Origin of the sequence: Bradyrhizobium sp. 138, assembly GCF_023074075.1 — a bacterium.
Classification (GTDB): Bacteria; Pseudomonadota; Alphaproteobacteria; order Rhizobiales; family Xanthobacteraceae; genus Bradyrhizobium.
In genome coordinates this window covers 119,952-133,224 of sequence record NZ_JADPKT010000095.1, presented here as the reverse complement: position 1 = coordinate 133,224, position 13,273 = coordinate 119,952, and the positions used below count along the sequence as shown (strand labels likewise).

The 13,273-nt window shown below is 64.6% G+C and carries 14 protein-coding genes, 1 tRNA gene and 1 pseudogene; 13 read left to right on the top strand and 3 right to left on the bottom strand.

Translation table 11 applies throughout. The features are described 5' to 3' along the window. Nucleotides 1-14: 14 nt before the first annotated feature. From IVA79_RS34760 to IVA79_RS34750, 3 genes are all read left to right on the top strand, one after another. The gene (locus IVA79_RS34760) at nt 15-518 is read left to right on the top strand and encodes a Twin-arginine translocation pathway signal (RefSeq protein ID WP_247561654.1); all 504 of its coding nucleotides are present in this window, start codon (nt 15-17) and stop codon (nt 516-518) included. Between the two features lie 12 nt (nt 519-530). Next, nucleotides 531-1,184 carry a ferric reductase-like transmembrane domain-containing protein gene (locus tag IVA79_RS34755; RefSeq protein WP_247561653.1) on the top strand — a complete coding sequence of 218 codons (654 nt, stop codon included), beginning with the start codon at nt 531-533 and terminating at the stop codon, nt 1,182-1,184. Nucleotides 1,185-1,437: 253 nt separating this feature from the next. Further along, nucleotides 1,438-1,914 carry a cyclic nucleotide-binding domain-containing protein gene (locus tag IVA79_RS34750; RefSeq protein ID WP_247561652.1) on the top strand — a complete coding sequence of 159 codons (477 nt, stop codon included), beginning with the start codon at nt 1,438-1,440 and terminating at the stop codon, nt 1,912-1,914. Between the two features lie 1,250 nt (nt 1,915-3,164). Here IVA79_RS34750 and IVA79_RS34745 read toward each other — a convergent pair. Then, entirely contained in the window at nt 3,165-3,515 is a 351-nt protein-coding gene (locus IVA79_RS34745) for a RidA family protein (protein WP_247561651.1), read from the bottom strand. 63 nt (nt 3,516-3,578) lie between these two features. Then, nucleotides 3,579-3,653, bottom strand: a tRNA-Thr gene (locus tag IVA79_RS34740). 316 nt (nt 3,654-3,969) lie between these two features. On the opposite strand from IVA79_RS34740, the gene IVA79_RS34735 reads away from it, so the two are divergent. The 5 genes from IVA79_RS34735 to IVA79_RS34715 all read left to right on the top strand — a co-directional run bounded on the left by IVA79_RS34735 (nt 3,970) and on the right by IVA79_RS34715 (nt 8,199). After that, nucleotides 3,970-4,164: a hypothetical protein gene (locus IVA79_RS34735; RefSeq protein WP_247561650.1), complete on the top strand. Its 195-nt coding sequence runs from the start codon at nt 3,970-3,972 to the stop codon at nt 4,162-4,164. Nucleotides 4,165-4,391: 227 nt separating this feature from the next. Then, the gene (locus tag IVA79_RS34730) at nt 4,392-6,098 is read left to right on the top strand and encodes an FAD-dependent oxidoreductase (protein WP_247561697.1); all 1,707 of its coding nucleotides are present in this window, start codon (nt 4,392-4,394) and stop codon (nt 6,096-6,098) included. A gap of 122 nt (nt 6,099-6,220) precedes the next feature. Further along, nucleotides 6,221-6,529, top strand: a complete 309-nt coding sequence (locus IVA79_RS34725; RefSeq protein WP_247561649.1) for an EthD family reductase — start codon at nt 6,221-6,223, stop codon at nt 6,527-6,529. 205 nt (nt 6,530-6,734) lie between these two features. Next, on the top strand, nt 6,735-7,244 hold the full coding sequence (locus tag IVA79_RS34720) for a hypothetical protein (protein ID WP_247561648.1): 510 nt from the start codon (nt 6,735-6,737) through the stop codon (nt 7,242-7,244). A gap of 130 nt (nt 7,245-7,374) precedes the next feature. Further along, nucleotides 7,375-8,199 carry an alpha/beta hydrolase gene (locus IVA79_RS34715; protein WP_247561647.1) on the top strand — a complete coding sequence of 275 codons (825 nt, stop codon included), beginning with the start codon at nt 7,375-7,377 and terminating at the stop codon, nt 8,197-8,199. Nucleotides 8,200-8,454: 255 nt separating this feature from the next. Here IVA79_RS34715 and IVA79_RS34710 read toward each other — a convergent pair whose 3' ends face one another. Continuing rightward, complete coding sequence (locus tag IVA79_RS34710) at nt 8,455-9,096, bottom strand: TetR/AcrR family transcriptional regulator (RefSeq protein ID WP_247561646.1); 642 nt, start codon at nt 9,094-9,096, stop codon at nt 8,455-8,457. Between the two features lie 82 nt (nt 9,097-9,178). Here IVA79_RS34710 and IVA79_RS34705 point away from each other — a divergent pair, with 82 nt between their 5' ends. The 5 genes and pseudogenes from IVA79_RS34705 to IVA79_RS34685 all read left to right on the top strand — a co-directional run bounded on the left by IVA79_RS34705 (nt 9,179) and on the right by IVA79_RS34685 (nt 13,273). Then, entirely contained in the window at nt 9,179-10,117 is a 939-nt protein-coding gene (locus tag IVA79_RS34705) for an SDR family oxidoreductase (protein ID WP_247561645.1), read from the top strand. A gap of 26 nt (nt 10,118-10,143) precedes the next feature. Next, nucleotides 10,144-10,804, top strand: a pseudogene (locus IVA79_RS34700) (epimerase). 83 nt (nt 10,805-10,887) lie between these two features. Beyond that, nucleotides 10,888-11,337 carry a DUF2948 family protein gene (locus tag IVA79_RS34695; RefSeq protein ID WP_247561644.1) on the top strand — a complete coding sequence of 150 codons (450 nt, stop codon included), beginning with the start codon at nt 10,888-10,890 and terminating at the stop codon, nt 11,335-11,337. A gap of 146 nt (nt 11,338-11,483) precedes the next feature. Beyond that, nucleotides 11,484-12,779: a histidinol dehydrogenase gene (gene hisD / locus IVA79_RS34690; protein WP_247561643.1), complete on the top strand. Its 1,296-nt coding sequence runs from the start codon at nt 11,484-11,486 to the stop codon at nt 12,777-12,779. Beyond that, the gene (locus IVA79_RS34685) at nt 12,776-13,273 is read left to right on the top strand and encodes a UPF0262 family protein (RefSeq protein ID WP_247561642.1); all 498 of its coding nucleotides are present in this window, start codon (nt 12,776-12,778) and stop codon (nt 13,271-13,273) included. The genes hisD and IVA79_RS34685 overlap by 4 nt, the downstream gene beginning before the upstream one ends.

Sequence of the window (13,273 nt, the reverse complement as noted above, 5' to 3'; positions counted from 1 at the left end):
CCGGAGGAACCGACATGACCACGGTCGTATTCAATCGCCGCCACCTCCTCGCCGCGGGCGGCTCCGTCCTCGCAACCGGGGTTTTGGCATCCGGCCTGTCCGGCCTCCTGTTGCCGGCCCGTGCGGCGGGCCTTGCGCCGACCGAGACGATGTCGGGCGGCGCGAACAATTATCGCAAGGGCGCGGCGATCGTGGAGCGCATCGGCAAGGGCGGCTTCTGGATGAGTGGCACCGTGCGCCGCGCTGGCGACGGCACCCCGCTCGCCGGGCAGCGCATCCAGATCTGGGCCCACACGGTCGAAGGCCAGGAGCACGAGCCGCAGAGCCATGGCGCCACGCTCACCGACAAGGACGGTAAGTTCCGGCTGGAGATGCCGCAGATCATTCCGATCTTCGGCCAGCCGCATGGCCATCTCGCCTATGACAGCGGTGAGTTCAAAACCGTCTTCCTGCGGCCGGTGATGCGAAGCGCCAAGGAAACCAGCCTCGAGGCGCACTTCGTGCTGCAGCCGGCCTGACCGGGCCAGCGAATGACGGGGTCGAGATCGGCGCGGGTGATCCTGATCTGGACCGCCCTTGCTGTGGCCATCGGCGTGCCGGTCGCGCTGGCTGCAACAAGCGAGCAGCTCGCATGGCGCGGTCCGGTCTACATCCTCGCCGGATTCGCCGGGATCATTGCGCTTGGTCTCGTGCTGGTTCAGCCTCTGCTGATCGGCGGCTATCTACCGGGACTGTCGGCCTATCGCGGCCGTCGCGTCCATCACTGGATCGGCGGCGCGCTGGCGCTGGCGGTGGCGATCCACGTCGCCGGCCTCTGGATCACCAGCCCGCCCGATATGATCGACGCACTGACCTACGCATCGCCGACGCCGTTCTCGCCCTTCGGCGTGACCGCGATGTGGGCCATCTTCGTCGTCGCGCTTCTGGCTCTGCTGCGCCGGCGATTGGGACTGCGCCTGCGAACCTGGCGCATCGTCCATATTCCCCTCGCAATCGTCATCGTCGTAGGCAGCGTGGTCCATTGCCTGCTGATCGAGGGGACGATGGAGACGGTTTCGAAGGCGGTGCTGTGTGCAGCCGTCCTCGCGGCGACCATCAAGGTCATGGTTGATCTGCAGGTCTGGCGAAAGCGAAGGACGTTGCGCGGGGAAAGTGTCGCGCGGCAACGAGCGGTGGACCTGTGAGTTGACGGCCTCTCCACGCGTCATTGCGAGGAGCTCTTGCGACGAAGCAATCCAGACTGTCGCCTCGGAAAGATTCTGGATTGCGATGACGGAGCCGTAGGATGGGTAGAGCGAAGCGAAACCCATCTCACTTTCTCGACGCGGGAGCATGATGGGTTTCGCAAGTGCTCTACCCATCCTGCGAACCACGCTCGCAATGACCGGCTACGCCGCCTTGCTTGCCGCGATCAGCGACGAAGCGTAACCTCGCGCCATGACCGTCACCGCCCCCGATCAGAAAGCGTTCCTGCTCGCGACGCCGTTCTTCGGCGGCCTTTCGGACGGAAGCCTCGATCTCCTGATGTCGATGCTGGTCGAGCGCCGCTTCGAGGCAGGCAGCACCGTCGTGGCGGAGGGCGAGCCGGGACGCTCGATGTTCATCGTCAAATCCGGTCGGCTGGCCGTGAGCAAACTAACGAATGCGGGCAGTATCATCCCGATTTCCCATCTGGAGCCCGGCGACTTCTTCGGCGAGATGACGCTGATCGAAATGCAAAACCGCTCCGCCACGGTCATCGCGGAGGTGCCGACTGTGCTGTACGAGCTGACCGCGAAGAATCTCTACGCCTGCTACAAGGCCGACATCCACGCCTACGTGGTCGTCCTGCAGAACATCAACCGCGAGCTTTGCCGACGGCTGCGCCGCGCCGATGATCGCTTTACGACCCTGCAGGTGGGCGACGACAATTGATGGTGCGCAAGACGGGTAAGAGCGGTCGCGAACCATCATGTCTCGCCACTGAGCAAGGCCTCGACGCGTCTTGGAAATCACGACTTATCGTGCGCGTACTTCTCCAAGACCAGCCGATTATATTCATCTCTTACGGCTCTTCGTGAAACATGACCTTTTCGGTCTTTGGCAATTTTCAGAAGGTCGGGATCAGTCGGTCCCCTCCGCCGAAATCTCGCAAAGAGTCGGGTCGGAGGCGCCGACGTCCTCCCAAACAGCCGGTCAAGCCATTGCATTGTGTCCTCCCGGACAGACCGCGAGTTATGACACTATCACCATGAATCTAGTGGTCAAAAGGACAGTGTGACGCATCTTTTCGAAGGGGGGCCAACAAAGTCGACATCGTGCACCGATTTTGAAACGTCGGGCAAAACACCCACAACTCGTCAAGCCCCCATTGCAAAAATATTCCACTTTACCGAAATTCGGAATTGCGGCATATTTCCCGTCATCCCGGCCCGATGGAAGAGGGGCGATCGTACGTCGCAACGAACGTGGGCCGGGGTTGCGGTGGACGCGGCTGCGTCGGGCACGGCAAGGCGGGACCAGGGCGGGTGAACCTCGTGAGGTCCTTCTCCGTGTGACGAACGGCGCAACTGCGTACGGCTAAACCATGTGGTCCTGGCTGTCGTTGCTACAGCCAAGCTTTCGCGAAGATGCATCGGCCAACCGGACGCGGTGCATCGGTTTTCGCGAGGTGACGGAGGCCAGAAGGACACTCGGCTCCGGGGAGAGCAGGCATAGGCCGTCAAACCATCGCGCAGGGAAGGCCGGGTGTTTTCCGGCCCACCTGTTTTCCGCCTGCGCATTGCGTGTGCAATTTTTTCGCGCAGCGGACCATGGGTGTCAGCCGGCACCCGGCCTTCCCTGCGCCCTCTTCACAAGAGAGGGCGAAAGAGGAGAGCAAAACTCGGGCGCTTCAAGCCGCGAGAACGCTGCTTCATGTGTGGACACAGGAATGACCGAACGATCGCGCCTCGCCGGCGTCACCTATCTTTGCGACGCAGGGCAAACGCATACGGGAGCGACTTCCCCCGCGGCCATCCTTCGAGACGCCCGCCGTTGGCGGGCCCTCAGGATCAGGACCGAATGCGTGGCTCTGGGTTCAGCGAGCATCGATGCTGCTTAGCCTCATCCTGAGGAGACCGCGAAGCGGTCGTCTCGAAGGACGAGGCGCGCGCTCAGGTCGCGCAAGATGCAATAGCCCTGGATCAGCGACGGGCGGCGATCGCCGTCAGCTCCAGCCTGACGCCGGGGCCGAGATCCGCAACGCCGATGGCGGCACGGGCCGGCAGATGGTTCGCGGTGAAATAGCGCTTCCACACCTCGTTGAACGCCGCCTTGTCGGCGAGATCAGCCATGAAGATCGTCACCTGCAGAACGCAGGAGAGATCGGAGCCGGCCCCATCGAGCAAGGTCTTCAACTGTCGAAGCACATCGTCGGCCTGGCCTGCCATGTCGAGCCCCGCATCCTCAGGGACGATGCCGCCGAGATAGAGCACGCCGTTGTGCTCGACGATCTCGTGGAGCAGTCCTTCATAGGGCAGGGAACGTTTGATCACGATGGCATCCGTGGAAATTGCGGGCTCGCTGGCCAGGCCGAGGGGGTCGCTTCAATGGGGGAATGGTGCTGCCAGACAGGATTGAACTGTCGACCTCTCCATTACCAATGGAGTGCTCTACCACTGAGCTACGGCAGCATGTGCTGGTGAAGAATCGGGCGCCCGAGGGGCCGACCAAGCGGGCCGATATCTGCCACAAGCCCCCCTCCTGTGCAAGCTTGCTAGCCGCGTCAAAACGAGAAAATCGGGCCGATATCGGGGCCAAAGTGCCCATTTGGGCTCGAAACCGCCGGCTTTCCACCGATTCAGGGCCGATATTCCCCACCCAACTGGCCAGTTGCCCGAGAGCTCGCGCTGGATCCATTTCGGGTTTCGCACGATCGGGTCACGCGGGCCTCTTGAGCTGCCAGATTCCTTGGGCATGGTAGCGCCGATGTCACCGAGTGGACCCGTGATGGCTGACGACACCGAGAAGAGCACGAGACAGGCGAAGGCGTCCCGGGACGACCGGCTGAAATCGGCACTGCGCGAAAACCTGAAGCGGCGGAAGCTGCAGGCGCGCGAACGCGCCGCAAGCCCTGAGCCCTCGCAAAACGATGATGGTTCCCCAAGTAAGGAGACCGCCGGCAAGTCGACACCTGGAGCGTGATGAGATGAGGCTTGTTCGCCTCAACGACGGAGGTGCACTCCCTCTCCCGCTTGCGGGAGAGGGTCGGGGAGAGGGTGCTTCAGCAATCGAGAACCCCCGTGTGGACAGAGCCCTCACCCGGCGCTTCGCGCCGACCTCTCCCGCAAGCGGGAGAGGTGAACGAGCCGCAGCAATCGATTTAACCTAAAGCACTCCGCTTTAGAATTCTGGAATGAGTGAGAATGACGATGGGGCAGGACGAACAGCAACGAGATAGCGGTGACGCGCTGATGTCGCGCTTCACGCGCCCAGAGCAGACCTTTCCCGCGCTGACCCCGGCCGAGATCGAGCGTGTCAGGCATTTCGGCGAGGTCCGTAACTACAAAGACGGCGAGTTCCTGTTCGAGACCGGCAAGCCCGGGCCCGGCATGTTCGTGGTGCTGAAGGGCCATGTCGCCATCACCCAGCGCGACGGCCTTGGTCATGTCACCCCGGTGATCGACCAAGGGCCGGGACAATTCCTGGCCGAGCTCGGCCAGCTCTCCGGGCAGCTGGCGCTGGTCGACGGCCGCGCCGAGGGCGATGTCGAGACGCTGCTGTTGCCGCCGGACCGGCTGCGCGCGCTGCTGGTCGCCGAGGCCGACCTTGGCGAGCGCATCATGCGCGCGCTGATTCTGCGCCGGGTCAATCTGATCCAGGGCGGCGCCGGCGGTCCGGTGCTGATCGGTCCGTCGAACTCCGCTGGCGTGGTGCGCTTGCAGGGCTTCCTCACCCGCAACGGTCAGCCGCATCATCTGCTCGATCCCGAGCGCGATCGCGACGCCGCCGAATTGATCGCGCGTTATTCGCCCAAGCCCGAAGACTGGCCGCTGGTCGTCGCCGCCAGCGGAGCGGTGCTGCGCAACCCCAGTGAGACCGAGCTTGCGCGCGCCATCGGCATGATCGGCGGGGCCAAGGATGGCCGCATCTACGACGTGGCCGTCGTCGGCTGCGGACCGGCCGGGCTCGCCACCGCCGTGTATGCGGCGTCCGAAGGGCTGTCCGTTGCCGTGCTCGACATCCGCGCCTTCGGCGGCCAGGCCGGCGCCAGCGCGCGCATCGAGAATTATCTAGGCTTTCCGACCGGCATCTCGGGCCAGGCCCTGACGGCGCGCGCCTTCACCCAGGCGCAAAAATTCGGCGCCGATATCATGATCCCCGTCACGGTGAAGTCGCTCGATTGCACGCGCAAGGACGGTGTGTTCTCGGTGGCGCTCGACGGCAGCGATCCCTTGCGCTCGCGTGCGGTCGTGGTCGCGAGCGGCGCGCGCTATCGCCGGCCTGAGATCGCGAATCTCGACAAGTTCGAGGGACGCGGCGTCTGGTATTGGGCCTCGCCCGTGGAGGCGCGGCTCTGCGCCGGCGAGGAGGTGGCCCTGGTCGGCGCCGGCAATTCGGCAGGCCAGGCCGCTGTGTTCCTGTCGGGGCATGCCAGACGCGTCCTGATGATCATCCGCGGCGGCGGCCTGGGCGCCAGCATGTCGCGCTATCTCATCGAGCGCATCGAAGCGACGCCAAACATCGAATTGATGTTCAATACCGAGATCACCGCGCTCGAGGGCGACGAGACCTCGCTGCTGCGGCGCATCCGCTGGAAGAGCCGCTTGTCCGACGACGAGGATGCTGCCGACATCCGCAATCTGTTTTTGTTCGTCGGCGCCGATCCCGCCACCGCCTGGCTCGATGGCTGCGGCGTGACGCTCGATCGCGGCGGCTTTGTCGTGACAGGCGCGCAGTCCGAGCAGAACCAGGGCCGGCTGGTCGCGCCGCTGGAGACCTCCGTGCCCGGCGTCTATGCCGTCGGCGATGTCCGCTCCGGCTCGGTCAAGCGTGTCGGCGGTGCCATCGGCGAGGGCGCGCAGGTCGTGGCCTCCCTGCACGGCTATCTCGGCGACGCCGCAAAACCGGCGCTTTAGACAAGCAGAAGACAAGCGGATGGCAAGCGGAATGTGGCTTGCCATCTTGCCGTGTCGCACGGACTATCGCTTCGTCGCGAGGCTCATCGCCCGTGGGAGAACAAGGTTCAAGGGAGGACTAAATGGCTGAACTCGTCGTGCTCTACAAGACGCCCAAGGATGCTGCCGCGTTCGACAAGCACTATGCCGAAACGCACATCCCGCTCGCGAAGAAACTTCCCGGCTTGAAGAAATACGCGGTCAGCACGGGCACGGTCGGCTCACCCGCCGGTCCCTCCGGAATCCACCTCGTCGCCATCCTCACCTTCGACAGCGTGGCCGCCATCCAGTCGGCATTCGGCAGCGAGGAAGGCAAGGCGGCAGCGGGCGACGTGCCGAAATTCGCCAGCGGCGGCGCCGACCTCCTGATCTTCGACACCAAGGACGTGTGAGGGGATCGATTCAACTTTCGTCGAAAGCGACGAGCTACCAACTGCTCGCGCTTGTGACAGCGGTGCAAAAAAATCAGCCATGCGTTTGTCGATTCGCACGATGACGCATGGCTGCGCCCATGCATGCGGCGACAACGCATTGGCAATTCCATGAGCACCGTAATACTACTCTGCTCATCTCAACGCGGAGAGTAGGAGAGATGTCATGGTCCTTGGCTTGAGCCTGCACGCCTTCACTTTGGTCCACGTCATCATCAGCCTGATCGCGATCGCCGCCGGCCTCGCCGTGATGTTCGGCCTGCTCGGCTCGAAGTCGATGCCGGGCCTCACCGCGATCTTCCTGGCTTTCACGATCCTGACCAGCGTCACCGGCTTCCTGTTTCCGTTCGAGAAGCTGCTGCCCTCGCACATCATCGGCATCATCTCGCTGGTGCTGCTCGCCATCGCCTGCTTCGCGCTGTACGGCATGAAGCTCACGGGCGTCTGGCGTCCCGCCTACATCGTGACCGCGATGGTCTCGCTCTATTTCAACGTCTTCGTGCTGGTGATCCAGTCGTTCCTCAAGGTGCCGGCGCTTGCCGCGCTCGCGCCGGCCGTGTCGCCGGCGCCGCCGTCGGGTCCGGTGTTCGCGGTGGTGCAGGGCATCGTGCTGGTGTTCTTCGTCGTGATCACCATCGGCGCCTGGCGCCGCTTCAGGCCGATGGCGCTTGCCTGATCACACGATTCTCAACGTTCCCACTTGATGCGAGACATCGCATTCGGGATCTCGCGCACCTATCTGCGCATCATCGGCGCGTGCTCGATCACGCGCAACGCAACTGATTTCCACTGAAAGAGAGCAGTCCATGCCCACCATCACCACCAAAGACGGCGTCGAGATCTTCTACAAGGACTGGGGCAGTGGTCAGCCGATCGTGTTCAGCCACGGCTGGCCGCTGTCGGCGGACGACTGGGACGCGCAGATGATATACTTCGTCACGCGCGGCTATCGCGTCATCGCCCATGACCGCCGCGGCCATGGCCGCTCGTCGCAAGTCGCTGACGGTCACGACATGGATCACTATGCCGACGACCTTGCGGCCGTCACCGCGCATCTCGACCTCAAGAACGCCATTCACGTCGGCCATTCCACCGGCGGCGGCGAGGTCGTGCACTACATCGCGCGCCACGGCGAGAGCCGGGTGGCGAAGGCCGCGATCCTCTCCGCGGTGCCGCCGCTGATGGTGCAGACCCCCGCCAATCCCGGCGGTCTGCCGAAGAGCGTGTTCGACGATCTCCAGAAGCAGCTCGCCGCCAGCCGCACGCAATTCTATCGCGACCTCCCCGCCGGCCCGTTCTACGGCTACAACCGTCCCGGCGCAAAACCGTCGGAAGCGGTGATCCAGAACTGGTGGCGCCAGGGCATGATGGGCGGCGCGAAAGCGCATTACGACGGCATCGTCGCCTTCTCGCAGACCGACTTCACCGAAGACCTGAAGAAGATCAACGTGCCCGTGCTGGTGATGCACGGCGACGACGACCAGATCGTGCCTTACGCCGATTCCGCCCCGCTCTCGGCCAAGCTGCTGAAGAAGGGCATCTTGAAGACCTACAAGGGCTTCCCGCATGGCATGCCGACCACGCACGCCGAGACCATCAACGCCGACCTGCTGGCGTTCTTCAGGGAGTGAGGGCTCGCCGCGAGCCTTGAATCGTAGGGTGGGCAAAGGCGCACTTGCGCCGTGCCCACCACCTGTCATTGATGACGACGAAGACGTGGGCACGCTTCGCGTTGCCCACCCTACGAAACTTGCTCCCACAAGGGGAGAGAATCGTAGGGTGGGCAAAGGCGCACTTGCGCCGTGCCCACCATCTGTCATTGATAACGAAGAAGACGTGGGCACGCTTCGCTTTCCCACCCTACATGCCCTCCAGGGGAGGGCGCCTCACTTCAGTATCGCCCTGATCGCGTCGAAGGTGCGCTTGACGAAAGCCTCCGGCTTCTCCCGCGCGCCGTCGCCGATCCAGCTTTCGCCGCCGACGCGCATCGCGCCGGTGGCGATCATCGCGACGAGCCGAGCGTTCAGCCGGTCGGACTTGGTTCTGGCGCGCCGGGCGAGCCCGTCGGCCAGCGCGCGCTCGAGCTTCTCGTATTTGAGCTGATCGCGGGCCTGAAGCGCGGGATTGTCGCGCTTGAGCCGCGACATCGCCGCGGCTTCCGCCGGATCGATCCGCTTGACCGCCGCTGCGATCGCATTCTCCGCGGCCGTCAGCATGGCTTCATCCGCAGGCCGGGCAACGATCTCGGCAACCAATGCGCTTGCTGCGCCTTCCTGCCAGGCAGCGACCACGTCCTCCTTGGAGGCGAAATAATGGAAGAAGCTGCGACGCGACACGTCCGCTGCGGCCGCGATGTCGTCGATGGTCGTGGCTTCGAAGCCGCGCTCCAGGAACAGCGTCATCGCCGCCCGGGTCAGCCGCGCGCGGGTCTCCTGCTGCTTGCGCTGGCGCAGGCCGGTGCCATCAGGGGAATTTCCGCCCGGGGGCAATGACTTGATGCGTTTCCGGACGACCTTCGAAGCCTTCAAATGTTTCGCCTCTTGCAAAGTTGCACTCAGTGCACATTTAGACCGGTCGCGGGCCTCGTTCCAGCCCGAAGGGAGACATGGCATGACCGACTGGACCACGGCAGACATCCCCTCTCTCGCCGGCAAGACGGCCGTGGTTACGGGAGCGACGGGCGGCCTCGGTTACGAGACGGCGATGGCGCTGGCGGGCGCCGGTGCCATTGTCATACTGACCGGACGCAGCGACGCAAAGGGCCTGCGGGCGATCGAGGGCATTTGCGAGCGGTTTCACAACGCGCTGATCGCCTATGAGCATCTCGATCTCGCCAGCCTCGCTTCCGTTGCCGATTTCGCCAGGCGCTTTGCCGCCGGCAACGAGCAGCTCGACCTCCTCGTCAACAATGCCGGCGTGATGGCGCTGCCGAAACGACAGCAGACCGAGGATGGTTTCGAGATGCAGCTCGGCACCAACTATCTCGGTCACTACGCCCTGACGGCGCGCCTGTTACCGCAACTGCGCCGCGCCAAGGCGTCTCGTGTCGTCAATCTCGCGAGCCTTGCGCACCGCTCCGGCGCGATCAATTTCGACGATCTGCAAGGCAAGAACTCCTATCGCGCGTGGCGCGCCTACTGCCAGTCCAAGCTGGCGATGCTGATGTTTTCGCTCGAATTGCAGCGCCGTAGCGACGCGGCCGGCTGGGGTGTGAGGAGCATTGCGGCGCATCCCGGCTTTGCGCGAACCGATCTCATCGCGAACGGTCCGGGTGCCAACACGTTGCAGTGGCGGGTGGGCCGGCTCCTCCAGCCGCTGTTCAGCCAGTCCGCTGCCGAGGGCGCACTGCCGACCCTGTTCGCCGCGACTTCGCCCACAGCGGAGCCCGGCGGGTATTACGGTCCGAACGGATTCTACGAAATGAAGGGGGCGCCCGCGGTGGCGAAGATCATGCCGCACGCGAAGGATTTCGCTGCCGCGGCCATGCTGTGGGATGTCTCGGCGACATTGACCGATGTATCCTACGACGAGATCGCGGCCGCCGCATGAGCCGCGAGCCTGTTGGGGACGTCCCGATGCAAGTCATCATCTTCGGCGCGACCGGCATGGTCGGGCAGGGCGTTTTGCGCGAATGCATGATCGATCCCGGCATCGACCGTGTGCTCGTGGTCGGCCGCAGCCCGACCGGCGTGCGCAGCGCCAAGCTCGTCGAGATCATCCACGATAATTTTCTGGACTATTCGACGATCGAAACCCAACTGACCGGCTTCGATGCCTGCTTCTTCTGCCTCGGCGTCTCCTCGATCGGCATGAGCGAAGCGCGCTACCGGCACCTCACCTATGACCTCACGCTCGCGGCAGCGACGACGCTGGCACGGCTCAATCCGCAGATGACCTTCACCTATGTCACCGGGGCCGGCACCGATTCCACCGAGCAGGGGTCGCGGATGTGGGCGCGGATCAAGGGCAAGACCGAGAACGATCTGCTCAAGCTGCCGTTCAAGGCCGCCTATATGTTCCGGCCAGGCGCGATCCAGCCCCTGCACGGCGCCCGTTCCAAGACCGCCTGGGTGCAGGCGGTCTATACCGCAACCTGGCCCCCTGTGGTCGGTGCTGCGCCGGCTTTTCCCGCGACTCGTCACCTCCACCGAGCAAATCGGCCGCGCCATGATTCACGTCGCCCGGGCGGGGTATCCGCGGAAGGTGCTGGAGATGGAGGATATCAATAGCCTCTAACCCGCCGACCCGTTAGTTTTGGACGGAAATTTCGGGGCCTGTGCGCGTTGAGCCCGATCCACTCCGAAGGAGAAGCGTCGGCGATGCCGCCCCAGCTCAAACTGATCGCACTCGACGCCGAAGATCTCGCCGTGATCTCGACCCATGTCCAGGACGCGCGTGTCCAGGCCTCCGACATCATCTGGCGACAAAGCGAGAAGCGGCTCGTGGTCGGGATGAGCCGGCTGGACTGGGAGCAGACGCTGGAGGGCGAGGCCGAGCCGCGTCGGCTGGTCGCCGCACTCCGCTTCGACCGCGTGCTCGCCTGCAAGTCGCGCAACATTGACTTAGGCGGTCCCGACAAGGTCCTGGACCTCGTCGGCATCGAATTTCACCCGAGGGACGGGCGCAACGAGGAGCCCGCCGGCAGCGCGCTGCTGTTGTTCGCGCAAGGCGGCGCCATCCGGCTCGACGTCGAATGCCTGGAATGCGAGCTGACCGACCTCGGGGCGGACTCGCTGGGAGCGGGGATGGAGATCGAGGGGGAGCTGTGAACTTGCCTGTATACCAGCCGCATCGCCTCGCCCCCGAAGCCAGAACGGCGCCTTGCGAGGGTTGACGCCGCTTCCCTGCCGCGCCATTGAGCAGGGGACCTGGTGCGCCAATCCGCCCCAAAGACCAGCCAGAAGCCAAGCCAGACATGCCCGTTCGCCTCGACCGCAGCAGCGCCGATTTTGACCAGCGATTCGCGGCCTTCCTCGCCGCCAAGCGTGAGGCCTCGGCCGACGTCGAGGCCGCCGCGCGCGCGATCGTCGACGACGTCGCCCGGCGGGGCGATGCGGCCCTGCTCGAGGCCACGCAAAAATTCGACCGGCTGACGCTGGATGCATCCCAGCTTCGCGTCACCGCCGCCGAGATAGAAGCCGCGACAAAGGCCTGCGATGCCGCGACGCTGGACGCGCTCAAGCTCGCACGCGACCGCATCGAGATTTATCACCGCCGCCAGCTGCCGACGGACGAGCGCTTCACCGACCCGCTCGGTGTCGAGCTCGGCTGGCGCTACACCGCGATCGAATCTGCCGGCCTCTATGTGCCCGGCGGTACCGCCGCCTATCCGTCCTCAGTGCTGATGAACGCCGTGCCCGCAAAGGTCGCCGGCGTCGCGCGCCTCGTGATGGTGGTGCCCTCGCCCGACGGCAAGCTCAATCCGCTGGTGCTGGCGGCAGCGCATCTCGGCGGCGTCAGCGAGATCTACCGCGTCGGCGGCGCGCAGGCCGTGGCTGCGCTTGCGCACGGCACCGCGACCATCGCGCCGGTCGCAAAGATCGTCGGCCCGGGCAATGCCTATGTCGCCGCTGCAAAACGGCTGGTGTTCGGCAAGGTCGGCATCGACATGATCGCCGGCCCGTCCGAAGTGCTGGTGATTGCCGACGACAGCGGCAATGCCGACTGGATCGCAGCAGATCTGTTGGCGCAGGCCGAGCACGACGCCAGCGCGCAGTCGATCCTGATCACTGACTCCGCGCGCCTTGCCGCAGATGTCGAGAAGGCGGTGGAGGCGCAGTTGAAGACGCTGCCGCGCGCCGCGATCGCCAGTGCGTCGTGGGCCGATTTCGGCGCCGTCATCATGGTGAAGAACCTCAATGACGCAATTCCGCTCGCGGACGCCATCGCGGCCGAGCATCTCGAGATCATGACTGCTGATCCCGACGCGCTCGCCGCGAAAATCCGCAATGCCGGCGCCGTTTTCCTCGGGCCCCACACGCCGGAGGCAATCGGCGATTATGTCGGCGGCTCCAACCACGTGCTGCCGACGGCGCGCTCGGCGCGATTCTCCTCGGGGCTGTCGGTGCACGACTTCATGAAGCGCACCTCGATCCTGAAATGCGGCCCGGATCAGCTGCGTGCGCTGGGTCCGGCCGCGATGACGCTCGGACAAGCGGAGGGGCTGGACGCCCATTCGCGTTCGATTGGATTGCGCCTCAATCTGTCATGACAAAGCCGCCCGAACAGGACGACTCGCAGAACCGCATCGTCGGCGTCACGCTCGACGAAGAATCGATCGGCCGTTCCGGGCCTGACATCGAGCATGAGCGCGCGATCGCGATCTACGATTTGATCGAGCAGAACCTGTTCGCGCCTGATGGCGCCGAGCGGCAGGGCCCGTTCACGCTGCATATCGGCATCACCGGCAACCGGCTGATGTTCGACATCCGCCGCGAGGACGGCACGCCCGTCGTCGCGCATCTGCTGTCGCTGACGCCGTTCCGGCGGATCGTGAAGGATTATTTCATGATCTGCGACAGCTACTACCAGGCGATCCGCACCGCGACCCCCGACAAGATCGAGGCCATCGACATGGGCCGTCGCGGCATCCATGACGAGGGATCGCGCACGCTGCAGGAGCGGCTGAAAGGCAAGGTGCGGGTCGATTTCGAGACCTCGCGCCGGCTGTTCACGCTCATAACCGTCCTGCACTGGAAGGGTTAA

Excerpts from the sequence above, each read along its gene's own strand:
- IVA79_RS34720 (WP_247561648.1), top strand. The coding sequence starts at position 6,735 with ATGGTCCTTGGCTTGAGCCTGCACGCCTTCACTTTGGTCCACGTCATC.
- IVA79_RS34760 (WP_247561654.1), top strand. The coding sequence starts at position 15 with ATGACCACGGTCGTATTCAATCGCCGCCACCTCCTCGCCGCGGGCGGC.
- IVA79_RS34735 (WP_247561650.1), top strand. The coding sequence starts at position 3,970 with ATGGCTGACGACACCGAGAAGAGCACGAGACAGGCGAAGGCGTCCCGG.
- IVA79_RS34695 (WP_247561644.1), top strand. The coding sequence starts at position 10,888 with ATGCCGCCCCAGCTCAAACTGATCGCACTCGACGCCGAAGATCTCGCC.
- hisD (WP_247561643.1), top strand. The coding sequence starts at position 11,484 with ATGCCCGTTCGCCTCGACCGCAGCAGCGCCGATTTTGACCAGCGATTC.
- IVA79_RS34715 (WP_247561647.1), top strand. The coding sequence starts at position 7,375 with ATGCCCACCATCACCACCAAAGACGGCGTCGAGATCTTCTACAAGGAC.
- IVA79_RS34755 (WP_247561653.1), top strand. The coding sequence starts at position 531 with ATGACGGGGTCGAGATCGGCGCGGGTGATCCTGATCTGGACCGCCCTT.
- IVA79_RS34685 (WP_247561642.1), top strand. The coding sequence starts at position 12,776 with ATGACAAAGCCGCCCGAACAGGACGACTCGCAGAACCGCATCGTCGGC.
- IVA79_RS34750 (WP_247561652.1), top strand. The coding sequence starts at position 1,438 with ATGACCGTCACCGCCCCCGATCAGAAAGCGTTCCTGCTCGCGACGCCG.
- IVA79_RS34725 (WP_247561649.1), top strand. The coding sequence starts at position 6,221 with ATGGCTGAACTCGTCGTGCTCTACAAGACGCCCAAGGATGCTGCCGCG.
- IVA79_RS34730 (WP_247561697.1), top strand. The coding sequence starts at position 4,392 with ATGGGGCAGGACGAACAGCAACGAGATAGCGGTGACGCGCTGATGTCG.
- IVA79_RS34705 (WP_247561645.1), top strand. The coding sequence starts at position 9,179 with ATGACCGACTGGACCACGGCAGACATCCCCTCTCTCGCCGGCAAGACG.